This window comes from Streptomyces actuosus, from assembly GCF_016921115.1.
Lineage (GTDB): Bacteria > Actinomycetota > Actinomycetes > Streptomycetales > Streptomycetaceae > Streptomyces > Streptomyces actuosus_A.
Genome location: NZ_JAFFZS010000008.1, coordinates 67,391 through 88,984 on the forward strand (window position 1 = coordinate 67,391; position 21,594 = coordinate 88,984).

The 21,594-nt window shown below is 73.1% G+C and carries 17 protein-coding genes; 7 read left to right on the forward strand and 10 right to left on the reverse strand.

Annotated features, from left to right (window positions below; genetic code table 11):
• Window positions 1-8 precede the first annotated feature (8 nt).
• From JS756_RS12890 to JS756_RS12910, 5 genes are all read right to left on the reverse strand, one after another.
• A complete protein-coding gene (locus JS756_RS12890; protein ID WP_205383205.1) occupies window positions 9-1,175 on the reverse strand; it encodes an acyl-CoA dehydrogenase family protein in 1,167 nt (388 codons plus the stop codon).
• 146 nt (window positions 1,176-1,321) lie between these two features.
• A complete protein-coding gene (locus JS756_RS12895) occupies window positions 1,322-3,169 on the reverse strand; it encodes an acetyl/propionyl/methylcrotonyl-CoA carboxylase subunit alpha (protein ID WP_205383206.1) in 1,848 nt (615 codons plus the stop codon).
• 9 nt (window positions 3,170-3,178) lie between these two features.
• Window positions 3,179-4,777, reverse strand: coding sequence for an acyl-CoA carboxylase subunit beta (locus JS756_RS12900; protein WP_205383207.1), 1,599 nt, complete (start codon window positions 4,775-4,777; stop codon window positions 3,179-3,181).
• Window positions 4,774-6,459, reverse strand: coding sequence for an acyclic terpene utilization AtuA family protein (locus JS756_RS12905; RefSeq protein WP_205383208.1), 1,686 nt, complete (start codon window positions 6,457-6,459; stop codon window positions 4,774-4,776). Before JS756_RS12905 ends, JS756_RS12900 begins: the two co-directional genes overlap by 4 nt.
• The gene (locus tag JS756_RS12910; protein ID WP_205383209.1) at window positions 6,456-7,271 is read right to left on the reverse strand and encodes a TIGR03084 family metal-binding protein; all 816 of its coding nucleotides are present in this window, start codon (window positions 7,269-7,271) and stop codon (window positions 6,456-6,458) included. Before JS756_RS12910 ends, JS756_RS12905 begins: the two co-directional genes overlap by 4 nt.
• Before the next feature lie 159 nt (window positions 7,272-7,430).
• On the opposite strand from JS756_RS12910, the gene JS756_RS12915 reads away from it, so the two are divergent.
• Window positions 7,431-8,186: a class I SAM-dependent DNA methyltransferase gene (locus JS756_RS12915; RefSeq protein ID WP_205383210.1), complete on the forward strand. Its 756-nt coding sequence runs from the start codon at window positions 7,431-7,433 to the stop codon at window positions 8,184-8,186.
• Window positions 8,187-8,200: 14 nt separating this feature from the next.
• On the opposite strand, the gene JS756_RS12920 is transcribed toward JS756_RS12915, so the two are convergent.
• Complete coding sequence (locus JS756_RS12920; RefSeq protein ID WP_205383211.1) at window positions 8,201-9,148, reverse strand: EamA family transporter; 948 nt, start codon at window positions 9,146-9,148, stop codon at window positions 8,201-8,203.
• A 370-nt stretch (window positions 9,149-9,518) separates the two neighbouring features.
• Window positions 9,519-12,443 (reverse strand): FAD-binding and (Fe-S)-binding domain-containing protein, encoded by a 2,925-nt coding sequence (locus tag JS756_RS12925; RefSeq protein ID WP_205383212.1) that lies wholly within the window; start codon window positions 12,441-12,443, stop codon window positions 9,519-9,521.
• A gap of 302 nt (window positions 12,444-12,745) precedes the next feature.
• Between JS756_RS12925 and serC the strand changes: the two genes are divergently transcribed.
• Both serC and dacB read left to right on the forward strand, forming a co-directional pair.
• Window positions 12,746-13,864: a phosphoserine transaminase gene (gene serC, locus JS756_RS12930; RefSeq protein ID WP_205383213.1), complete on the forward strand. Its 1,119-nt coding sequence runs from the start codon at window positions 12,746-12,748 to the stop codon at window positions 13,862-13,864.
• A gap of 462 nt (window positions 13,865-14,326) precedes the next feature.
• Complete coding sequence (dacB, locus tag JS756_RS12935) at window positions 14,327-15,949, forward strand: D-alanyl-D-alanine carboxypeptidase/D-alanyl-D-alanine endopeptidase (RefSeq protein ID WP_307790564.1); 1,623 nt, start codon at window positions 14,327-14,329, stop codon at window positions 15,947-15,949.
• 188 nt (window positions 15,950-16,137) lie between these two features.
• Here the strand turns inward: dacB and JS756_RS12940 are convergent, their stop codons facing one another.
• Window positions 16,138-17,115 carry a WD40 repeat domain-containing protein gene (locus JS756_RS12940; protein WP_205383214.1) on the reverse strand — a complete coding sequence of 326 codons (978 nt, stop codon included), beginning with the start codon at window positions 17,113-17,115 and terminating at the stop codon, window positions 16,138-16,140.
• Between the two features lie 231 nt (window positions 17,116-17,346).
• Between JS756_RS12940 and JS756_RS12945 the strand changes: the two genes are divergently transcribed.
• A complete protein-coding gene (locus JS756_RS12945) occupies window positions 17,347-18,021 on the forward strand; it encodes a GDSL-type esterase/lipase family protein (protein WP_205383215.1) in 675 nt (224 codons plus the stop codon).
• A gap of 117 nt (window positions 18,022-18,138) precedes the next feature.
• Here JS756_RS12945 and JS756_RS12950 read toward each other — a convergent pair whose 3' ends face one another.
• On the reverse strand, window positions 18,139-18,552 hold the full coding sequence (locus JS756_RS12950; protein ID WP_205383216.1) for a hypothetical protein: 414 nt from the start codon (window positions 18,550-18,552) through the stop codon (window positions 18,139-18,141).
• 83 nt (window positions 18,553-18,635) lie between these two features.
• Between JS756_RS12950 and JS756_RS12955 the strand changes: the two genes are divergently transcribed.
• Both JS756_RS12955 and JS756_RS12960 read left to right on the forward strand, forming a co-directional pair.
• Window positions 18,636-19,448: a helix-turn-helix domain-containing protein gene (locus JS756_RS12955; RefSeq protein ID WP_307790566.1), complete on the forward strand. Its 813-nt coding sequence runs from the start codon at window positions 18,636-18,638 to the stop codon at window positions 19,446-19,448.
• A complete protein-coding gene (locus tag JS756_RS12960) occupies window positions 19,445-19,654 on the forward strand; it encodes a DUF397 domain-containing protein (RefSeq protein WP_205383217.1) in 210 nt (69 codons plus the stop codon). Before JS756_RS12955 ends, JS756_RS12960 begins: the two co-directional genes overlap by 4 nt.
• 74 nt (window positions 19,655-19,728) lie before the next feature.
• Here the strand turns inward: JS756_RS12960 and JS756_RS12965 are convergent, their stop codons facing one another.
• Window positions 19,729-20,721 (reverse strand): aldo/keto reductase, encoded by a 993-nt coding sequence (locus JS756_RS12965; RefSeq protein WP_205383218.1) that lies wholly within the window; start codon window positions 20,719-20,721, stop codon window positions 19,729-19,731.
• A gap of 239 nt (window positions 20,722-20,960) precedes the next feature.
• On the opposite strand from JS756_RS12965, the gene JS756_RS12970 reads away from it, so the two are divergent.
• Complete coding sequence (locus JS756_RS12970) at window positions 20,961-21,473, forward strand: hypothetical protein (protein WP_205383219.1); 513 nt, start codon at window positions 20,961-20,963, stop codon at window positions 21,471-21,473.
• Window positions 21,474-21,594: the final 121 nt, after the last annotated feature.

Here is a 21,594-nt window from a genome sequence, read left to right on the forward strand (position 1 = left end):
GTGCCGGATCAGTACGACTTCGGCAGACCCAGGGTCTGGTGGGAGACGTAGTTGAGAATCATCTCCCGGCTCACCGGAGCAATACGAGCCACGCGCGCGGCAGTTATCAACGAGGCCAGGCCGAATTCGCGCGTGAGGCCGTTGCCGCCGAGGGTGTGCACGGCCTGGTCGACGGCCTTCACGCAGGCCTCCCCGGCGGCGTACTTGGCCATGTTGGCGGCCTCGCCCGCGCCGACGTCGTCCCCCGCGTCGTAGAGGTGGGCCGCCTTCTGCATCATCAGACGGGCCAGTTCCAGGTCGATGTGCGCCTGCGCCAGGGGGTGGGCGATGGCCTGGTGCGCGCCGATGGGCGTCTTCCACACGGTCCGTTCGCGCGCGTAGTCGAGGGCGCGGGCGAGTGCGTGGCGTCCCATGCCGATCGCGAACGCCGCCGTCATGATCCGCTCCGGGTTCAGTCCGGCGAACAGTTGCAGCAGGCCCGCGTCCTCGTCGCCCACCAGCGCGTCGGCGGGCAGCCGTACGTCGTCCAGGACGAGCTCGAACTGCTTCTCCGCGGCGGTGAGTTCCATGTCGATGGGCCGCCTGGTGAAGCCGTCGGCGTCACGCGGGACGATGAACAGGCAGGGCTTGAGGCGCCCGGTGCGGGAGTCCTCGGTGCGCCCGACGATGAGGGTGGCGTCGGCGATGTCCACGCCGGAGACGAAGACCTTGCGGCCGGTGAGCAGCCAGTCGCCGCTGCCGGGATCGCGGCGGGCGGTGGTGGTGATGCGGTGGCTGTTGGACCCGGCGTCCGGCTCGGTGATCCCGAAGGCCATGGTGCGGGTGCCGTCCGCGAGGCCGGGGAGCCAGGCCTGCCGCTGCGCCTCGGTGCCGAAGCGGGCGATCACGTTGCCGCAGATGGCGGGGGAGACCACCAGCATGAGCAGGGGGCAGCCGGCCGCGCCGAGTTCCTCCAGGACGAGGGCGAGTTCGGTGATGCCGCCGCCCCCGCCGCCGTAGGCCTCGGGCAGGTTGACGCCGAGGTAGCCGAGCTTGCCGGCCTCCTGCCAGAGCTCGGTGGGGTGGCGGCCCTCCGCGACGGTCCGGGTGATGTAGTCGCGGCCGTAGCGGCTGCCGAGGGCCGACACGGCGGATCGGAGGGCTTTGTGCTCGTCGGACTCGATGTGCGTGGTCATGGGTCTCCTCCGGGCTGCGGTTCTCGGTGGGGTGGCTCGCGGGAGATCGGTGGTGCCTCGGATCGGTGATGTGTCGGACGGTGGTGCCTCGGACGGTGGTGCCGCCGTGGGGCGGCGTGGGCCGCAGGTCGGGGGACCCGCAGCCCTCAGGCGGGGTCGACGACCGCGAGCAGCGCGCCGACCGTGACCTGCTGGCCGGGCACGGCGTGCAGGGCGGTGAGCGTCCCGGTCGCGGGTGCCGAGATCCGGTGCTGCATCTTCATCGCTTCGAGCCACACGATCGGTTCGCCGGCCCGGACACTCGATCCGGTGGCGAGACCGTCGGCGACCTTGACGACCGTGCCCGGCATGGGCGCGAGCAGGGAACCGGGGGCGTGCTGGGCGGTCGGGTCGGAGAAGCGGGGCAGGGCGGTGAGGCGGTCGGCGTTGACGTGGACGTCGTCGCCGTAGCGCGCGACCTCGTAGCGGCGCCGAACGCCGTCGACGTCGAGGACGACCAGGTGGGCGCCGGCGTGCACGACGCGTACGCCGGGGGACTCGGTGGTGAAGCCTGTCCGGGTGCGGACGTAGCGCGCCTCGTGCTCCTCCCCCGCCATCGCGTACCGCTTGGCCTGCGGCTGGGACGGCAGGTTGCGCCAGCCGCCGAAGCGGGAGCGGCCGTGGGCGTCGGCGAGCGCGGCGGCCAGGGGGGCGTGCGGGTCGGGGGCGGGCGCCGTCAGGTCGGCGAGGTGGCGGTCGTAGAAGCCGGTGTCCATGCGGGCGGAGGCGAACTCCTCGTGCCGCAGGGACCGCACCAGCAGGTCGCGGTTGGTGACCGGGCCGTGGACGGCCGCCCGTTCGAGAGCGCCGGCGAGCCTGCGGAGCGCCTCGGCGCGGGTGGGGGCGTGCGCGACGACCTTGGCGAGCATCGGGTCGTAGTGGACGCCGATGCGGTCGCCGTCGGCGTACCCGGTGTCCAGGCGCACCCCCTCCGGCACGGCGAGGCGGTGCAGGGTGCCGGTCTGCGGGGCCCAGTCGCGGGCCGGGTCCTCGGCGTACAGGCGGGCCTCGATCGCGTGACCGCGCGCGGGCGGCGGCGCGTCGGCCAGGGCGTGGCCCTCGGCGACGCGGATCTGTTCGGCGACGAGGTCGAGGCCGAAGACGGCCTCGGTGACGGGGTGCTCGACCTGGAGGCGGGTGTTCATCTCCAGGAAGTGGGCGCGGCCGTCGGCGACCAGGAACTCGACGGTGCCCGCGCCGACGTAGGAGACGGCGCGGGCAGCGCGCACGGCCAGCGCGTGCAGCTCTCGTTCGAGCCCCGCCCCCAGGCCGGGCGCGGGCGCCTCCTCGATCACCTTCTGGTGCCGGCGCTGCAGGGAGCAGTCGCGGGTGCCCAGCGCCCACACCGTGCCGTGCGTGTCGGCGAGGACCTGCACCTCGATGTGGCGGCCGTCCACGACATACGGCTCGACGAACACCTCGCCGTCGCCGAACGCGCTCGCGGCCTCGGCGCGCGCGCTCTCCAGGGCTGCGCCGAGCTCCTCCAAGCGGCGCACGACGCGCATCCCGCGCCCCCCGCCGCCCGCGGCGGCCTTCACCAGCACCGGCAGATCGGCCTCGGTGACCTCGCCCAGGGGCTCGATGCCCATCAGTTCCTTCGCCCGGGTCTTGGACGCCATCGCCTCGATCGCCTGTGGGGGCGGTCCGATCCAGACCAGCCCCGCGTCCTGCACGGCACGCGCGAAGTCGGCGTTCTCGGAGAGGAACCCGTACCCGGGGTGCACGGCGTCCGCTCCGGCGGCGAGCGCCGCCTTCACGATCAGGTCGGCCCGCAGATAGGTCTCCGCGGGGGCCGCCCCGGGTAGCCGCACCGCCTCGTCCGCCACGCGCGCGTGGAGGGCGTCGCCGTCGGCGTCCGAGTACACGGCCACCGTCCGGATGCCCAGCTCACGGCAGGTGCGGAAGATCCGGCAGGCGATCTCGCCCCGGTTGGCCACCAGCACAGTCGCAATCATGTGGATCCCTCACATCCGGAAGACGCCGAAGCCGCCGCGGGCACCCTCGTAGGGCGCCGTGTGGATGGCGGACAGGCACAGGCCGAGGACGGTGCGGGTGTCGCGCGGGTCGATGACACCGTCGTCGTACAGCCGCCCGGACAGGAACATCGGCAGCGACTCGGACTCGATCTGCTGCTCCACCATGGCGCGCAGCGCGGCGTCGGCCTCCTCGTCGTACGGCTGCCCCTTGGCGGCGGCCGACTGCCGGGCGACGATGGACAGCACGCCGGCGAGCTGCTGCGGGCCCATGACCGCCGACTTGGCGCTGGGCCAGGCGAACAGGAAGCGCGGGTCGTAGGCGCGCCCGCACATGCCGTAGTGCCCGGCGCCGTAGGAGGCGCCCATGAGCACCGACAGGTGGGGGACGCGCGAGTTGCTCACCGCGTTGATCATCATCGCGCCGTGCTTGATGATGCCGCCCTGTTCGTACTCCCTGCCGACCATGTAGCCGGTGGTGTTGTGCAGGAACAGCAGCGGGATGTCCCGCTGATTGGCGAGCTGGATGAACTGGGCGGCCTTCTGCGACTCCTCGCTGAACAGCACGCCCCGGGCGTTCGCCAGGATGCCGACCGGGTAGCCGTGGAGCGCCGCCCAGCCCGTGCACAGGCTCGTCCCGTACAGCGGTTTGAACTCGTCGAAGTCGGAGCCGTCGACGAGGCGGGCGACGACCTCGCGCGGGTCGAAGGGGGTCCTCAGGTCGCCGGGGACGATGCCGAGGAGTTCCTCCTCCGCGTACTCGGGCGGCTTGGCGGGGCCCGGATCGCCGTACGCCTTGCGGTGGTTGAGCCGGGCGACGACCCGGCGTGCCTGCCGCAGCGCGTCGGGTTCGTCGACGGCGAAGTAGTCGGCGAGGCCCGACACGCGCGCGTGCATGTCGGCACCGCCGAGGGACTCGTCGTCGCTCTCCTCCCCCGTCGCCATCTTCACCAGCGGTGGCCCGCCGAGGAACACCTTCGCCCGCTCCTTGACCATGATCACGTGGTCGGACATGCCGGGGACGTAGGCGCCGCCGGCGGTGGAGTTGCCGAAGACGACGGCGACGGTGGGGATGCCGGCCGCGGACAGCCGGGTCAGGTCCCGGAAGATCGCGCCGCCCGGGATGAAGATCTCCTTCTGGGAGGGCAGGTCGGCGCCGCCGGACTCCACGAGGCTGATGCAGGGCAGCCGGTTGGTGAGGGCGATGTCGTTGGCACGCAGGGCCTTCTTCAGCGACCAGGGGTTGCTGGCGCCGCCGCGGACGGTCGGGTCGTTGGCGGTGATCAGGCACTCCACACCCTCGACGGTCCCGATACCGGTGACCAGGGAGGCGCCGACGGCGTGGTCGCTGCCCCAGGCGGCCAGCGGCGACAGTTCCAGGAACGGGGTGTCGGGGTCGAGGAGCAGCTCGATCCGCTCGCGGGCGAGGAGCTTGCCCCGCCTGCGGTGCCGTTCGACGTACTTCTCGCCGCCGCCGGCGAGGGCCTTGGCGTGCTCGGCGGACAGCTCGTCGAGCTTGGCGAGCATGGCCTCGCGGTGGGCCCGGTAGTCGGGGCCGGCGGTGTCCAGGGCGGAGGTCAGGACGGTCACAGCAGGGCCTCCGGGATGTCCAGGTGGCGGGCGCGCAGCCATTCGCCGAGCGCCTTGGCCTGCGGGTCGAAGCGGTGCTGGGAGGCGACGCCGGCGCCGAGGACGCCCTCGACGGCGAAGTTCACGGCGCGCAGGTTCGGCAGGACGTGCCGGGTGACGGGCAGGTCCCGGCTCTCGGGGATCAGCTGCCGGAACCGGTCGGTGGTCAGCTCGTGCACGAGCCACCGCCACGCCTGCTCGGACCGCACCCACACTCCGACGTTGGCGTCGCCGCCCTTGTCGCCGCTGCGGGCCCCGGCGACCAGGCCGAGCGGTGCGCGGCGCACCGGTCCCGGCGGCAGGGGCTGGGGCAGCGCGGGTTCCGGCACGGCGTCGAGCGGGCGGGTGTCGTGGGGCGGGTCCACCGGTACGCGGCTCCCGTCGGGGAGCACCGCGAGGTGCGCGACGGCGTCCTGGGGGACGCTCGCCGCCTCGAACACCCCGTACGGGGAGCCCTTCCCGGGCGGTGCGAGCACGTGGAAGCCAGGGTAGCTGGCGAGCGCCAGCTCGACGGCCGCCCCGCTGAGCGCCCGCCCGACGGCCGCCTGGTCCGGGTCGCGCACGACGAGCCGCAGCAGCGCGCTCGCGGTCTCCTCGGTGTCGGCGTCGGGCCGGTCGGTGCGGGCCAGCGTCCAGCGGGCCTCGGCGATCTTGCCGAGGGCTCCCTCCATCTGCGCCTGCACCAGCGCGGCCTTCGCCTCGATGTCGAGGCCGGTGAGGACGAAGACGACCTCGTTGCGGAAGCCGCCGAGGCGGTTGACGCCGACCTTGAGCGCCGGTGGCGGGGCCTCGCCGCGCACTCCCTCGACGCGCACCCGGTCGGGGCCCTCCTGGCTCAGCCGCACGGTGTCCAGCCGGGCGGTGGCGTCGGGCCCCGCGTACCGGGCGCCGGCCGTCTCGTACAGCAGCTGTGCGGTCACCGTGCCGACGTCGACGAGACCGCCGGTGCCGGGGTGCTTGGTGATGACGCTGCTGCCGTCGGCGTGGATCTCGGCGAGCGGGAAGCCGGGGCGGCGCACGTCGGCGCCCCGGAAGAAGGCGTAGTTGCCGCCGGTGGCCTGCGCGCCGCACTCCAGCACGTGCCCGGCGACGACGGCACCCGCGAGCCGGTCGTGGTCCGTCGGCGCCCACCCGAAGTGGGCGGCGGCAGGCCCGGTGACCAGGGCCGCGTCCGTCACCCGCCCGGTCACCACCACGTCGGCGCCCGCGCGCAGGCAGGCAGCGATGCCGAAGCCGCCGAGGTAGGCGTGGGCGGCGAGCGCACCCGGGTGCGTGCCGTGCAGGTCGTCGCCCTCGACGTGGGCCACGCGCACGGGGATGCCGAGCCGGTCGGCGAGCCGCCGTACGGCGTCGGCGAGTCCGGCCGGGTTGAGACCGCCGGCGTTGGTGACGATCCGCACGCCGCGCTCGTGCGCCAGGCCGAGGCACTCCTCCAGCTGGCGCAGGAAGGTGCGGGCGTACCCGGCGGACGGGTCCTTGAGCCGGTCCCGGGCCAGGATGAGCATGGTCAGTTCGGCGAGGTAGTCCCCGGTGAGGACGTCGAGTTCGCCGCCGGTGAGCGTCTCGCACAGGGCGTCGAAGCGGTCGCCGTAGAAGCCGGAGGCGTTGCCGACGCGCAGGGGTTCGCCCGGGGCCGGGCTCATCGCGGGCCCCCGTCCGCCGAGCCGTCTGCCTCCTGCGGCGGGCGCCCGCCGCCCGGAGGCCCCGCGAAGGCCTGGGCGATGTCCAGCCAGCGGTCGGCGTCCGGGCCCTCGGCGGTCAGGGCGAGGTCGGCGCGGTGGGCGCGCTGGGTGACCAGCAGGCAGAAGTCGAGGGCGGGGCCGGTGACCCGCTGGGGGGCGTCCTCGGGGCCGTACGCCCAGAGCTCGCCGGAGGGGGCGAGCAGCTCGACGCGGAAGGGGTCGGCGGGGACGGGCAGGCCGTGGACGCCGTGGGCGAAGTCGCGGGTGCGGACCCCGAGGCGGGCGATGTGCCGCAGGCGGTCGGTGGGGGCGCGGGTGACGCCGAGCGCGTCGGCGACGTCCTGGCCGTGCGCCCAGGTCTCCATCATGCGGGCGGTGGCCATGGAGGCGGTGGACATCGGCGGGCCGTACCAGGGGAACCGGGCGCCGGGCGGGGCCTCGCGCAGCGCCCGGTCGAGCGCGGCCCGGCCGTCCCGCCAGCTCGTGAGCAGTTCGGCGGGCGGGAGGAGCGCGTACTCCTCGGCGCCGTCGTCGACGAAGCGGTCGGGGGCGGCGAGGGCCTTCTCCACCAGCGCGCGGAAGCCGTCCTGGTCGGTGACGGCCAGCAGGGCGGACCGGTCGGTCCAGGCGAGGTGGGCGATCTGGTGGGCGATGCCCCAGCCGGGGGCCGGGGTGGCCAGGGCCCACTGCTCGGCAGTCAACTCCCCTACCAGGAGGTCGAGTTCGGCGCTCTCGGCGCGCAGGTCGTCGATCACGGGCGTCGGATCTGACATGGGGGGAGCATGGCAGCGGGACTCTAAACAATCAAGCATGCTTGCATGATTTATTCTCGGGGCCTGACGGGCCACGACGGAACCGGGCCGGGCCCCCGAGGGGGTCCGGCCCGCCGAAAACCTGATGCCTCCGAGGGCACCGGCCCCTACGGTCGTCGGATGCTCGATGAGGACGGGTACTTCGGGGAGTCCGTGGCGGCGGCGTACGACGAGGCGTCGGCGGAGATGTTCGCTCCACGGGCGGTGGACCCGGCCGTGGACCTGCTGGCGGAGCCGGCCGGGCCCGGCGGGCGGGCGCTGGAGTTCGGGATCGGGACCGGGCGGATCGCCCTGCCGCTCGCGGCGCGCGGGGTGGAGGTGCACGGCATCGACCTGTCCAGAGCGATGGTGGAGCGCCTGCGGGCCAAGCCGGGCGGCGACGGCATCGGTGTGACCATAGGGGACTTCGCGACGACGCGGGTGGAGGGCACCTTTCAGGTCGTCTACCTGGTCTACAACACGGTCATGAACCTGACCTCGCAGGACGCCCAGGTGGCGTGCTTCCGCAACGCGGCCGCGCATCTGGAACCGGGCGGCCGCTTCGTCGTCGAGGTGATGGTGCCCGACCTGCGCCGACTGCCGCCCGGGCAGAACGTGGTGCCGTTCCGGGTCGACGGCTCGCGGATCGGCTTCGACCTGTACGACGTGGCCACGCAGTCGGTCAGCTCGCACCACGTCTCGGTCCGGGACGGACGCGGCCGGTATCGGTCGATCCCGTTCCGCTACGCCTGGCCCGCCGAACTGGACCTGATGGCCCGGCTGGCCGGGATGCGCCCGCAGGAGCGTTGGGAGGGCTGGACGCGGGAGCCCTTCACCGGCGAGAGCCGGCAGCACGTGTCGGTGTGGGAGAGGACCGAAGACTTCGCGGGCGCGTGAGGCCGGGGCCCCGGTCAGCTCTCCACGGCACCCTTCGCCCGGGCCACCTGCGTCCGCACCGCTCCCATGCTCGCCGCGATGACGAACGCGATGGCGACGCTCTGCGCGGCGGACAGCGCCTGGCCCAGGACGAGGAACCCGGCGGTCGCGGCGATGGCGGGCTCCAGGCTCATCAGGACGGCGAAGGTGGGCGCGGGCAGGCGGCGCAGGGCGAGGAGTTCGAGGGTGTAGGGCAGCACCGAGGACAGCAGGGCCACCGCGGCGCCCAGCCCCAGCGTCACCGGGTCGACGAGCCTGCCGCCGGCCTCCGCGACGCCCAGCGGCAGGAAGAGCAGCGCCCCCACCGCCATGGCCAGCGCCAGCCCGTCCGCCTGCGGGAACCGCCGGCCGGTGCGGGCGCTGAAGGCGATGTACGCGGCCCACATGGCGCCCGCGCCCAGCGCGAAGGCGACGCCGGCGGGGTCGAGGCCGGAGAAGCCCCCGCCGCCGAGCAGGAAGACACCGGCGAGGGCGAGCCCGGCCCACAGGACGTTGATGGCGCGGCGTGTGGTCAGGACGGAGAGCGCCAGCGGGCCGAGGACCTCCAGGGTGACCGCGGGGCCCAGCGGGATGCGGGCGACGGACTGGTAGAAGAGGCCGTTCATCGCGGCCATGGTGATCCCGAAGACGATCACGGTGCCCCAGTCGGCCCGGGAGTGCCCGCGCAGCCGGGGCCGGCACACCACGAGCAGCACGACGGCCGCCACCAGCAGTCGCAGCGCCACGACACCGAGCGCGCCGGCCCTCGGCATCAGGGTGACCGCCAGCGCCCCGCCGAACTGGACCGAGACACCGCCGGCCAGCACCAGGCCCACGGGGCCGAGGGAACCACCCGGGCGAAGGCCCGGCGCACGGGCCGGCGCGGGGGCGGGGTGGGTCGCGGTCTGCGCGGCGGTGAGGGCTGCGGCGTCGGGGGAGGTCACGGGCTGTCCTGGTGCTCGGCTCGAAGATCGTCCATCATGATGCACTTTCTGGTCCAGAGTAATGGACTGAGTCGGCCACCGGAACCCGAGCCGCCCCGTGGGTGAGATCCGCCTTCCCCTTCACTGCCGCCGCTCCCCCGTCCGGCGGGGGAACGCCGCCTCGCGGCCGCGGCCGTCCGGGTGACCGTGCGCGGATGGCCGGGTGTCCCGGCCGCTCCCGTCCCCCGGCTGCTCGGCCGCCCGGCGCGACTGCCACGGGCGCACCCGGCCACCGGGCGGACCGTGCGGCGGCGCGGAGGCCGGGGCGGGCCGGATGCGCCGGGTCCACCCCCGTCGGACGGCCCGCCTTCCGCCGCTGCCCGCCCGGCCCTCAGCCGCCCGCCGTCTCCTCCCCCTCGGCACCTCCCGCCGCATCGCCCGCCGTGCCTTCCCCCGGCAGGGACCGCGCCAGCACCTGGGCCAGATGGAGCCCCCGCGCCCCCGCCAGCTGCTCCAGCTGCGTCCGGCAGGAGAAGCCGTCGGCCAGGAGCACCGCGTCCGGCGCGGCGTCCCGTACCGCAGGCAGGAGCTGCTCCTGCGCGCACGCCCGCGACACGTCGAAGTGCCCTTTCTCGAACCCGAAGTTGCCGGCCAGGCCGCAGCAGCCGCCGGCCAGGTCGCCGGTGAGACCGGCGGCCTCGCGCAGCCGCCGATCGGCCGCGTCACCGAGGACGGCGTGCTGGTGGCAGTGGGTCTGGCCGGCCGCCGTGCGGTCGACGCGGGGCGGGGTCCAGCCGGGCGCGTGCCGCTCCAGGGTCTCCGCGAAGGTCAGCACGCGGGCGGCCAGGCGGGCGGCGCGCGGGTCGTCGTGGAGCAGTTCCGGCAGGTCGGTGCGCAGGGCCGCCGCGCAGCTGGGCTCCAGGACGACGACCGGGGCGGCCGTCTCCAGCACCGGTTCCATCAGGTCCAGGGTGCGCCTCAGGACCGTCCGGGCGCGGTCGAGCTGGCCCGTGGAGACGTACGTCAGCCCGCAGCAGACGCGGCCCCGGCCCCGCAGCAGCGAGAGCGGGTCGAGCGCCACCGTCCGCCCGTCGCCGACGGGCGGGCGTCCGAGGTGCACGGTCGGGGGCAGCGCCACGCGCAGCCCCGCCGCCTCCAGGACCCGGACGGCCGCACGGCCCACGGACGGCGAGAAGTGCTCGGTGAAGGTGTCCGGCCACAGGACGACCACGTCACCGCCGTCCGCCGGGCCCCGCGGGCCGCGGCGCCGCTCCCACCACCGGCTGAACGTCCGCTCGGCCAGCCGCGGGATCTCCCGCTCCGGCGCGATCCCCCCGGCCCGCTTCGCCACCCGGGCCAGCGGCGGTACGGCGGCCAGGGCGTTCACGAGCCGGGCCGTGCGCGTCCGCGCCGCCCAGCGCAGCCACACCGGCAGCCACCCCAGCGCGTAGTGGGCGGCCGGGCGGCGGCGCCCGGCGTAGTGGTGGTGCAGGAACTCCGCCTTGTAGGTGGCCATGTCGACCTCGACGGGGCAGTCGGAGCGGCACCCCTTGCAGGACAGGCACAGGTCGAGTGCGTCACGCACCTCCGCCGAGCGCCACCCGTCGGTCACCAGTTCCCCGGCGAGCATCTCGTGCAGCAGCCGGGCGCGCCCGCGCGTGGAGTGCTCCTCCCGCCCCGTCGCGCGGAACGACGGGCACATCACGGCGGGCCCGGACACCGTCTCCGTACGGCACTTGGCGACGCCCACGCAGCGACGCACCGTCGCGGAGAAGTCGCCGCGGTCGGCCGGGTAGCCGAAGGCCACCTCCACCGGTTCCCGCGGCAGGACGGAGAAGCGGAGGTTCGCGTCGAGGGGTGCCGGGCGGACCAGCACACCGGGGTTGAGCAGGTCGTCGGGGTCCCAGAGCGCCTTGGCGCGCTCGAACAGGCCCACCGTCTGCGCGCCGTACATCCGCGGCAGCAGCTCCGACCGGGCCAGCCCGTCCCCGTGCTCCCCGGACAGGGAGCCGCCGTGTGCGACGACCAGCTCGGCCAGCTCACCCGAGAAACGGCGGTAGTGGGCCACGCCCACCTCGGTGACCAGGTCGAAGTCGACGCGGACGTGGATGCAGCCGTCGCCGAAGTGGCCGTAGGGGGTGCCGCGCAGGCCGTGGGCTGCCAGCAGGGCGCGGAAGTCCCGCAGATAGGCGCCGAGTCGTGCCGGCGGCACCGCGCAGTCCTCCCAGCCGGGCCAGGCCTCCGAACCGTCCGGCATCCGGGTCGCCGTGCCCGCCGCGTCCTCGCGGATCCGCCACAGCGCACGCTGCCCCGCCGGGTCGGTGACGACCGCGGCGCCGACGACGTCGGCCGCGCGGACGACCGCCTCGGCACGCGCGCGTGCCTCGTCCGCCGTCTCCCCTCCTGTCTCCACGAACAGCCAGGCCCCACCGCGCGGCAGCGCCGCCGTCGACGGCACCAGGTCGGCCGCCATGCCCTCCACCGTCAGCGGTCCGTGCGCCAGCAGTCCGGCCGCCGCCTGCGCCGCCGCGCTCTCGTCGGGGTATCCCAGCACCGCGAGCGCCCGCGCGGGGGGCGCCTCCACGAGCCGCACCACCGCCTGCGTCAGTACGGCGAGCGTGCCCTCGCTGCCGCAGAAGGAGCGGGCCGCGTCGGCGCCGTTCTCGGGCAGCAGCGCGTCGAGCGCGTACCCGGAGATACGGCGGGGCAGTTCGGGGAAGCCGGTGCGCAGCCGGGCCAGGTTCCCCTCGGTCAGCTCCCGCAGGCCGTCCGGTGCGCCCGCCCACTCCCGCCCGAGCCGCAGCCGCCCGCCCCGCGCGGTGATCACGTCCAGCCCGGCCACGCTGTCCGCGGTCGTCCCCCAGGCCACCGAGTGCGCGCCGCAGGAGTTGTTGCCGATCATCCCGCCGAGGGTGCACCGGCTGTGCGTGGAGGGGTCCGGGCCGAAGCGCAGGCCGTGCGGCGCGGCGGCCTCCTGGAGACGGTCCAGGACGAGCCCCGGCTGGACGACGGCCGTGCGCGCCTGCGGGTCCAGGCGCAGCAGGCGGTTCATGTGCCGGGTGAAGTCCAGCACGACGCCCGTCCCCGTGGCCTGGCCCGCGATCGACGTGCCCGCGCCCCGCGCGACCACCGGCACCGCCCGCGACCGGCACGCCTCCAGCACAGCGGCCACGTCGTCGGCGTCGCGCGGGGCCACCACGCCCAGCGGAACGCGCCGGTGGTTGGACGCGTCCATCGTGGTCAGCGCCCGTGCGGTGACGCCGAAGTCCACCTCGCCCCGGACGGCGCCGCGCAGTTCTGCCTCCAGATCCGTCATGCCCTCCAGCATGCATCCGGCCACCGACCGTCACCACGGCCCCGCGCGTCCCGAGCCCGCCTCCCCCTGCGAGCCGTCCCACGACCACCTCACCCGCCCTCCCGGTGCGCCTCGTCGAGGGCGTCTCGCGGCCGTCTCCGCGCCTCTCCCGGTGCTGCTCTCCGCGTCCCCGCCGCGCCCCCGCCGCGCCCCTCCGCCCCCTGTGCGCTTCGTAGTTCCCCACAGGTTCGGGCGCCCGCGGACTCGTCTCATCGGACGGACACGTTTCGTTCGGGTTTCTCCGAGGGGATACGCTCCGCCTCGTGGCTGAGATCCAGATTCCTGCTGACATCAAGCCCGCGGACGGTCGATTCGGCGCGGGTCCCTCCAAGGTGCGGGTGGAGGCGCTGGACGCCCTGGCCGCCACGGGTACGTCCCTGCTGGGCACCTCCCACCGCCAGGCCCCCGTCAAGAACCTGGTCGGTCAGGTCCGCGAGGGCGTCCGCGAGCTGTTCTCGCTGCCCGAGGGCTACGAGGTCGTCCTCGGCAACGGCGGCTCCACCGCGTTCTGGGACATCGCGACCCACGGCCTGATCGAGAGCAAGTCGCAGCACCTCGCCTTCGGCGAGTTCAGCTCCAAGTTCGCCAAGGCGGCCAAGCTGGCCCCGTGGCTGGCCGAGCCCACCGTCATCGCCGCCGACCCGGGCACGCACCCCGAGGCGCGGGCCGAGGCGGGCGTGGACGTCTACGCGTTCACCCACAACGAGACCTCGACCGGCGTCGCCATGCCGATCGAGCGGGTCCAGGGCGCCGACGCGGGCGCGCTGGTCCTGGTCGACGCCACGTCCGGCGCGGGCGGCCTCCCGGTCGACGTCGCCGAGACCGACGTCTACTACTTCGCCCCGCAGAAGTCCTTCGCCTCCGACGGCGGCCTGTGGATCGGCGTGTTCTCCCCCGCCGCGATCGAGCGCGCCGAGCGGATCCACGCCTCCGGCCGGCACGTCCCGGAGTTCTTCTCGCTGCCGACGGCGATCGACAACTCCCGCAAGAACCAGACGTACAACACCCCGGCCCTCGCCACCCTCTTCCTGCTGAACCAGCAGCTGGAGTGGATCAACGGCCAGGGCGGGCTCGACTGGGCCACCGCGCGGACCAAGGACTCCTCCGGCCGCCTGTACGCCTGGGCGGAGGAGTCCAAGCACGCGACCCCGTTCGTCGCCGATCCGGCCAAGCGCTCCCAGGTCATCGGCACGATCGACTTCTCGGACGAGATCGACGCCGCCGCCGTCGCCAAGGTCCTGCGCGCCAACGGCATCGTCGACACCGAGCCGTACCGCAAGCTCGGGCGCAACCAGCTGCGCATCGCGATGTTCCCGGCGATCGACCCGGCGGACGTCGAGGCGCTGACGAAGTGTGTCGACCATGTGATCGAACGCCTCTGACCCTTCCCCTCCGGGCCCGCCCGGGGCCGGCCGGGTTCACCCGCGGAGGCCTTCCCCGAACCTTCCGGGGCTCTTGCGCGGGCCCTCCCCGGGCCCTCCCGGGTCTCCGGACTCTTCCCCCACGGGGGGGGCGACACGGCGTGTCGCCCCCCCGTCGGCGTTCTCCGCGCCCCGCCCGGTTCCCCTCCGGTCTCCGGATCCGGCTGAAGAACCCGTTTCCCCGCGCACCGGACACAGTCGACCGTGCTCCGCACGCCTCCACCGCCGGCCGCACGCATGCCCTCCGCACGTTCCGCCGATGAGGTGGCCTCGCCCGAGTCTGCCCAAATATCGCCTCATATGCCCGATAAGTGGGCTGTGCGCTTCTACGATGCGGCGAGTGCCCGGTGGCCGGGGCCGATCCCTACCGCTGCACCGGCCCCGGTTCCCGGCTTCCGGCTTCCGACCCCAGCAGGTGGAACTGTGAGATCGAAGATCCGTAACTGGCGTGGCTGGGCCGCCGCGGGCACGCTGCTCGCGGTCGTCACGACCACGGCCGCGACCGCCCCCGCCACCGACTCCGACCAGCGCCTGGGCCCCGAGATCACGGCGATCATGCACAAGCCCGGCTACGAGTACGCGCGGTGGGGGGTGACGGAGACGGACCTGGAGACCGGCCGGGTCATCCACGCGATGGGGGCCGGGCAGTTCTTCATCCCGGGTTCGGCGGAGAAGCTGTTCAGCGTCTCCGGGGCCTGGCACACCCTCGGCGGGGACCACCGGTTCACCACACCGGTCCAGGCCCTGGGGCGGCGGGACGGCAGCGTCCTCACCGGCGACCTCGCTCTCGTCGCGCAGGGCGACCTGACCATGGGCGGGCGCACCGCGCCCGACGGCAGCGTCTCCTACACCAGCATCGACCACACCTACGCCAACAGCCTTCCGGGGGCCACGCTCACTCCGGAGAACCCGCTCGCCGGGATCAACGACCTCGCCGACCAGGTGCGCCGCGCGGGCATCACCGAGGTGCGCGGCGACGTCATCGTGGACGACCGCATCTTCACGCCGCCCGCGCTCGACCCCCGCCCGTATCCGCTGATCATCAACGACAACGTGATCGACCTGCTGACCACGCCGACCCGGCCGGGCCGCCCCGCCCGGCTGTCCTGGCGTCCGCAGGTCGCGCCGTACCAGGTGACCTCGACGGTGAGGACGGTGGCGGCGGGCGGCACCACCGACATCGAGGTGTCGGCGTCCGACGACGGCACCCGGATCACCCTCTCCGGCACCATCGCCGCCGACGCACAGCCGACGTTGCGGATCTCCGACGTGCAGGACCCCGGCGCCTTCGGACGCACGGCCCTGATCGAGGCCCTCGCCCGGGCGGGCGTGAAGGTCACCGCCGCGGCGACCGGACCCAACCCGGAGGGCAAGCTGCCGCCGAGCCCGATCGGCGGCCGGCGGGTGGCCGCGTACGTCTCACCGGTGTACGCCGAGTACGCCAAGCTGATCCTGAAGGTCAGTCACAACCTGGGCGCCAACCTGGCCCTGTGCAACATGGCCGTCGCCAAGGGCAGCCACGACTGCATGGACGGCTTCCCGGTCCTCAGGTCCTTCCTGAAGCGGGCCGGGGTGGACCCCGGCCAGATCCAGCTCGCGGACGGCCGGGGCGGCGATCCCGTCGACCGGGCCACGCCGGTGGCTCTGGAGCAGATGCTGCACTACTGGCAGGGCACCCCGGAGGCGGACCGGTTCCGGCTCGCCCTGCCGATCCTGGGCGTCGACGGCAGCCTGTCGGCCTCCTGCACCGACTGCCCCGCCAAGGGCAAGGTGTTCGCCAAGACGGGCACGGTCGTCGGCTTCGACACCCTCAACCAGCGCTTCGCGGTGGGCGGGCAGACCCTGGCCGGCTATCTGGAGGCGGCGGACGGTCATCTGCACACCTTCTTCGTCGGAGTCAACGGCGCTTCGGCCCCCGACATCCAGGGCGTGTTCGGCGTCGCCGACGACGTCAATTCGATCGCCGCGCTGCTCCAGGAGCAGGCCGCACGCGGCGACGGCCGGGGGCACGGCCACGCGGGCAGGCGTGCGGGCAGCACGACCTGACCGCGGAGGACCACGCACGTGAGGGGCGCCCGGTGACCGCCGGGCGCCCCTCGGCGCGTCTCGGGAGGCCGTGCGGCTCACCGCCCGGCCTCCCGGCGCGCCGCTGATGCCGCCTCGATGTTCGCGAGGTGCTCCCCGGCGAGGTGCCGGGCTCGAGGATGTCGTCGCCGCACGGGGTGCGCGGTCCGTCACCCCCGGCGGAAGAGCCTGCGCAGGCCGAACAGGGCCAGGCACGCGACGGCGACGGCGATCGCGCCGTTCCGGAAACCGTCACCGCCGCTCTCCTGGGCCGATGCGCCGCCCGCCCCCTCCCGGGCCCGGGGCGACGCGGCACCCCCGTCCGGCGCGCCCGGGGCGTCCTCGGCCACCACCCCGCTGTCGGCCCCCTCGCTGCCGAAGAGCAGCTTGCTTCCGTCGACCGAGTAGGTGACGGACTCGCCCTGCCGCTGCAGCGGCACGTCGAGTCGCTCGATCCTCTTGAGCTCGCCGCCGTTCCAGTCGTAGAGGATCCCGCCGAAGTACCCGCGCACGGCCAGCCGGTCGCCGTCGGGCGAGAGCGCGGCGTCGGTGGCCCACAGATCGACGGCGGCGACGGGCCGGAAGATGTTGGCACCGGACGTCGACAGGTGGGCGGGGCCCTCGTAGAGGTGACCGCCGTCCTCGTTCTTGTCGACGATGTAGACCCGTCCGGTCTTCGGGTGGACGACCAGCGACTCGGCGTCCCGGGGGCCGTCGGAGTACTTCACCACGTACTGGGTGGCGCGCACGGTCGCGTCCTTCAGCTCCTCGGGCTCGGGCAGTTCGTACACCCACACGTACGGCCATCGGCCGCCGAAGTTGTCGCCGATGTCGCCGACCCAGATGTGGTTGTCCGGCCCGATGGAGATGGCCTCCACGTCCCGCGGGGAGCCGATGCCGGTGAGGGTCAGGGTGGCGACGGTGCGGCCGGTGGCGCCGTCCACGGCGTAGAGGTACGGGCCGTCGTCGCTGTCGTTGTGCGTCCAGAAGATCCCGGGGTGCAGGCGGGAGGCGGCGAGCCCGCTGGACTCGGTGATGCGGGGGTCCTTCATGGTGAAGCCCTGGTCTCCGTCGGCGGCGGACGCGGACGGCGCGGAGAGAGCCCCCAGGAGCAGGGCCGCGGTCAGCAGGGCGAAGGGTCGGCGCATGCGTCAAGCCTGCCATCCCGGACACGGGTTCGGCGGGCGGGCACGGGCACGGCGGCGGCGTCGGCGGCGGCGGGGCGGGTCCGGCAGCCGGCAGGGACGGGAGGATCGGCCGCAGGCCGCCGCGGGCGCGACGGGGCAGGTCCGGCAGCCGGCAGGGCTCAGCCGAGGGCGTGGCAGGCCTCACACCCCCCGGCCGGGCCCGATCCCCCGGCGATCCCTCATGATGAGCGGATGCTCAGGTTGATGCCCGTCGGTGACTCGATGACGATCGGCAGCGCGGGCGAGCACACATGGCGCTACCGCATGTGGCAGCACCTGTGCGCGACGTACGGCGGCCCCTTCACACTGGTCGGCCCCCGCGAGGCGCTGCACGACAAGGCCACGGACACCGACACGTCGTACGCGTACGCCGACCCCGGCTTCCCCCGCTCCCACCTGGCGGGCTGGGGCGAGGGCTGGCTGCACATGGCCGACGCGATCGAGGACGCCGTCCGCACCTGCCGCGCCGACGTCCTGCTGGTCTCGCTCGGCCTGATCGACCTGGGCTTCTACACCGACCCCGAGCAGACGGCGGACAACGTCCGGCGCTTCGTCGCCGCGGCACGAGCCGCCGACCCGAGGGTGCGGATGGCGATCCTGCCGGTGATCCCGAACATCCGGGCGGAGGCCGACCCCGCGTTCGCGACGCAGGTGGCCCACTTCAACGAGCTCCTCGCCAAGACGATCGCCGACCTCGACGCCCCCGGCTCCGCCCTGCTCCCCGCCTCACCGCCCCCGTCGTACGACATCCACACCGACACCTACGACGGCACCCACCCGAACGCCCGGGGCGAGCACCGGATCGCCGAGGCCTTCGCGACGGCCCTGCACCAGGCGTGGGACCTGGGCGGGCCGTACACCGCGTGACCTGGGCTGCCGAGCGACCGCGCATCCTCGCCACGTACGTATCGTTGTACTGCGCGACCGCCTCTCCCACAGGGCGGGCCCTCAGGACCGGCGAGTTCCCTCGCGACTGACGTACCGTCACCCGGCCCTCACCCGGCCCACCACCTCCCGCAGCAGCTCCCCCCGCACGAACGGCACCCCCGCCGACGGCTCCGACCGCCACACCAACGGCCACGTCACCCCCGACAGCGCCGGGACGCCGACGTAGGCCCGGCGCCCGTCACCGCGTGTCAGCGTCCGCACCCCCGGTGGCCAGCGGAAGCCGGACGCGGTGTCCGGCGGCAGCAGGAAGTACATGTTCCGCTCGCCCGCGATCTCCTGGACGACCGGCCCGGCCGCGAACCCGGTCGCCAGCAACAGTTCCCGGGCGGCGCGTTCGCTCACGGCGCCACGCAGACGGACGGCGTCGAAGTGGATGCCCGCGTGACGCAGGGCGTGACCGGAGGCGGGGATCCAGGTGGGGATCCAGGGGGCGGCAATTCTCTCGTACATGCCGCAGATGCTTCCGGACGGTCACATACTGTGACCAGGGCTGCGCAAGGTCCGTGCGCGGCTGTGCAGTTGAGGAGGTCGGCGTGCACCCTCGTGATTCGGACTCGGGAAACCTGAAGATGTTCGGCTCGTTGCTGAGATTCTTCCGGGAGCAGGCCGGAATGACACAGGAGGTGCTGGGTCGTCACGTCGGCTATTCCAAGTCGCAAGTGGCGATGGTGGAGCGCGGAGAGCGACCGCCCAAGGGCCAGTTGGTAACGGTTGCGGACGAGGTGCTGAGTACACAGGGTGCACTGATCGCCGCCGGGGCGACCCTCAGGGTCAGCCGCTTTCCGTCATGGTTCGAGGACTATGCCGAGTTGGAGGCAAGAGCGACGGCGGTCTACATGTACGCCAACCACCTGATCCCAGGCCTTCTGCAGACGGAGTCGTACGGACGCGCAACCTTCGACGTGCACTGCCCGCCTCTGGAGGACGACGAGATCGAGATGCGTCTGGCCGCTCGGCTGGACCGGCAGCGGGTGCTGGCACGAAAACCGGCTCCGATCGTCGGGTTCGTACTGGAGGAGCACACTGTGAAACGCCCCCTCGGGGGTAGGCAGGCCCACAAGGATCAGTTGAGCCACATCCTCGAAGTCGGCAGGCGTCGAAACGTAGAGATCCAAGTAATGCCGACGGACCGTCACATCCATGCCGGTCTCGACGGCCCGATGATCCTCCTGGAAACCGACGATCCCGACAGGGTCGGCTACGTCGAGGGCCCGAGCAATGGCTACTTCGTGAGCCAACAACCAGACCTGGGGAACATGTTCGCCCGGTATGGCATTCTGCGGGCGCAGGCCCTCAATCCCGAGGAGTCGGCGAAGCTGATCGACGAGGTGGCAGGCAAACTATGAGTGCTGAACTGAACTGGTTCAAGAGCAGTCACAGCAGCGGCCAGGGCGGCGAATGCCTGGAAATAGCCCTCTCCCCCACCGCTCTCCTCATCCGTGACTCCAAGTCACCGGCCGCCCGTACCGTTGCCGTCAGCCCCGCCGCCTGGTCGGCCTTCCTGCCGTGTGTCCGTGCCACGGGGGACGCCGCTCGCGCCTCTTCCGGCTGAACGGCACCCGAACGGCGGGAGCCGCCGCCCCGGTGGTGGAGCGGCGGCTGTCCTGGACGCGGCGGCCCGGCGGATCACCAGGCGAAGGCCTCCGGGGAGGGGCCGGGGCCGGGGAAGATCTCCTCCAGCCCGGCCAGCACTTCCTCACTGAGCTCCAGGTCCACGGCGCGGATCGCCGATTCCAGCTGTTCGGCCGTGCGGGGGCCGACGATCGGGCCGGTCACGCCCGGCCGGGTCAGCAGCCAGGCGAGGGCGGCCTCGCCGGGTTCGAGGCCGTGCTTGCCGAGAAGGTCCTCGTACGCCTGGATCTGCTCGCGGATCGCGGCGTCGGCAAGGGAGTCCGCGGCACGTCCGCTCGCCCGGCGACCGCCCTCGACCTCCTTCCTGATCACACCGCCGAGCAGGCCGCCGTGCAGCGGCGACCAGGGGATGACGCCGAGTCCGTACTCCTGGGCGGCCGGGATGACCTCCATCTCGGCGCGCCGCTCGGCCAGGTTGTAGAGGCACTGCTCGCTGACGAGGCCGATGGTGCCGCCACGGCGGGCGGCGGTCTCGTTGGCCTGGGCGATCTTGTACCCGGGGAAGTTCGAGGAACCGGCGTAGAGGATCTTCCCCTGCTGCACCAGGACGTCGACGGCCTGCCAGATCTCCTCGAAGGGAGTGCGGCGGTCGATGTGATGGAACTGGTAGAGGTCGATGTGGTCGGTCTGCAGCCGCTTGAGGCTGGCGTCGACCGCCCGGCGGATGTTCAGCGCGGAGAGCTTGTCGTGGTTCGGCCACGCCTCCCCGTCCGGGGCCATGTTGCCGTACACCTTGGTGGCGAGGACGACCTTGTCGCGCCGGTCGCCGCCCTTCGCGAACCAGTTCCCGATGATCGTCTCGGTGCGGCCCTTGTTCTCGCCCCACCCGTAGACGTTCGCCGTGTCGAAGAAGTTGAGCCCCGCGTCGAGCGCCGCGTCCATGATCGCGTGGCTGGTGGCCTCGTCGGTCTGAGGTCCGAAGTTCATCGTGCCGAGGACGAGTCGGCTGACTTTGAGTCCCGTGCGTCCGAGCTGCGTGTACTCCATGAGGCATCAGCCAACGCCTTCGAGCCTGCTCGAAGCAAGGCGGCCCGCCCGCCCCACCCGACACGGACTCCGCCGGCGACACAGACTCCTACCCCCCTCTCCATCGAACACCGAACTCCGTTTCATCTACCTCGATTCTTCCTCAGATGATCACCGGAATCCGTGTCTCCGCAACATCTTTGACATAGGTTCAACGCATCCGACTGTCGAAGCGGCGATCCCCACCGGACAGGCATCACGTGAACTCAAGACTTTGCGCCGCTGTTGTCTCCTCAACAACAATCCTGCTGTGCGCAGCCCTGACCGGCCCCGCGCTGGCCTCTGACGAAGCACCCGCCCCCTCGGCGTCGACGCCGGGCTCGATCGTCAATACCGCACCGCCGGAAGAGCCAGAGGAAGACGTCACAGAAATATCGGACGGTCCGGTCGGCGAACCGGCGGACGACCCGATCTATCCCGGCAAGCCCGAGCCGGTGATCTCGCCTGACGCCGTGGACTGCAGCCCGGCTCACGCCGTCTACGTGCCCACCAGCCAGGGGAAGCAGTTCCACCAGGGTGTCGGCCCGACCAATGCCAATTACAACGCCACGTCCAGAACCGCCGAGTCGACCTTCACATCCGAGGTGACGGGTGAGGTGGGTGTCTCCGTCAGCGGCGATCTGGAGACCTCGGTCAACACCATGCTCGTCAAGATCAAGGCCAAGTTCAACGTCACCGTATCGGCGAAACTCACGGCCAAACTGGGCAATTGAATCTCCGTGGACACTCCGTCGCGCAAGACCACGCACGCCAGGTACGGCGTTTGGCGACTCAAGCACACAGGGAAGAGCTACATGCTCCATCAGAACTGTACGACCTCTCCTGTGCACAAGG

Bases quoted from the DNA above. Each gene is read 5' to 3' on its own strand.
- JS756_RS12945 (WP_205383215.1), top strand. From the start codon at position 17,347: ATGCTCAGGTTGATGCCCGTCGGTGACTCGATGACGATCGGCAGCGCG.
- JS756_RS12965 (WP_205383218.1), bottom strand. From the start codon at position 20,721: ATGGAGTACACGCAGCTCGGACGCACGGGACTCAAAGTCAGCCGACTC.
- JS756_RS12960 (WP_205383217.1), top strand. From the start codon at position 19,445: ATGAGTGCTGAACTGAACTGGTTCAAGAGCAGTCACAGCAGCGGCCAG.
- JS756_RS12940 (WP_205383214.1), bottom strand. From the start codon at position 17,115: ATGCGCCGACCCTTCGCCCTGCTGACCGCGGCCCTGCTCCTGGGGGCT.
- JS756_RS12890 (WP_205383205.1), bottom strand. From the start codon at position 1,175: ATGACCACGCACATCGAGTCCGACGAGCACAAAGCCCTCCGATCCGCC.
- JS756_RS12915 (WP_205383210.1), top strand. From the start codon at position 7,431: ATGCTCGATGAGGACGGGTACTTCGGGGAGTCCGTGGCGGCGGCGTAC.
- JS756_RS12925 (WP_205383212.1), bottom strand. From the start codon at position 12,443: ATGACGGATCTGGAGGCAGAACTGCGCGGCGCCGTCCGGGGCGAGGTG.
- JS756_RS12905 (WP_205383208.1), bottom strand. From the start codon at position 6,459: ATGAGCCCGGCCCCGGGCGAACCCCTGCGCGTCGGCAACGCCTCCGGC.
- JS756_RS12910 (WP_205383209.1), bottom strand. From the start codon at position 7,271: ATGTCAGATCCGACGCCCGTGATCGACGACCTGCGCGCCGAGAGCGCC.
- JS756_RS12950 (WP_205383216.1), bottom strand. From the start codon at position 18,552: ATGTACGAGAGAATTGCCGCCCCCTGGATCCCCACCTGGATCCCCGCC.
- JS756_RS12895 (WP_205383206.1), bottom strand. From the start codon at position 3,169: ATGATTGCGACTGTGCTGGTGGCCAACCGGGGCGAGATCGCCTGCCGG.